The 796-nt window shown below is 46.9% G+C and carries 2 protein-coding genes; both read right to left on the bottom strand.

Annotation, left to right across the window (positions count from 1 at the left end; genetic code table 11):
• The coding region (xni, locus tag KIV40_RS35155) for a flap endonuclease Xni (RefSeq protein ID WP_285354111.1) at positions 1-567 on the bottom strand (567 nt) is incomplete at its 3' end.
• Between the two features lie 97 nt (positions 568-664).
• Positions 665-796, bottom strand: a 132-nt coding sequence (locus KIV40_RS35150; RefSeq protein ID WP_285354113.1) for a pyrimidine/purine nucleotide monophosphate nucleosidase domain-containing protein, incomplete at its 5' end; no start/stop codon positions are given.

Here is a 796-nt window from a genome sequence, read left to right as displayed (position 1 = left end):
TCCCGGAATTCCCGGTACTTGACTAGAGCTCACGCCGGTTAAGCCCCAGTAATCTGCAAGCTGGCTCGGTTTAACCCCGAACTCAGCTTCGATAAAGGGCGTGTCTAACCAGCGATGTTGGAAATAATCGCGAATTTGTAGAGTAGGAGAGAGCAGCTGACAGTAGCCTTTATCGGTTGAGATAATGGTTACCGTTTGACCGCGGTCTGCTACTTTCTTGGCAAGCGTTGCAACCAAATCATCCGCTTCATCCCCATCGGATAACAGAGAGTCGATACCTAGATCCCACCAAGCTTGTTGAATGGCATCTAATCCAGCCATTAATGGCTCAGGCATTGGCTTACGGTTCTCTTTGTAGCTCGGTAGAATATCTGCGCGCCAGCCACGATCTTGTAGATGGTGATCAAACACAGCAATGATATGACTTGGTTTCGACTCTTTGATGATGTTATTTAGCGTTCGCGTAGTTGTGGTGATGGTTCTTGCTATATCGCTTGGATCCGGCTGTGCAGAGTGAACGCGACGGATGAGGTTAAGGGCATCGATAATAACAAGATGGATAGACATAAGTTTCCAATAACTAAGCAATAAATAAAGGGGCGGATGAACTCGCCCCTTATAGTAACGTATCGTTTAAGCAGTTGAAATGCTCTGTGCGGAATGGTCAGTCGTTGTTTTGTGCAATCTTATAACACGGTACGTAATCGGTGCCGCCCGGTAGCTTCATACGATGCTGCTCGACAAAGTCGTTGAGCAGTCTATCCATTTTCGCCATTAACGCTTTATCGCCATCAAT

This window comes from Vibrio sp. D173a, from assembly GCF_030248475.1.
The sequence above is the reverse complement of the archived record's forward strand: the minus strand, read 5'-3'. Positions and strand labels throughout refer to the sequence as shown.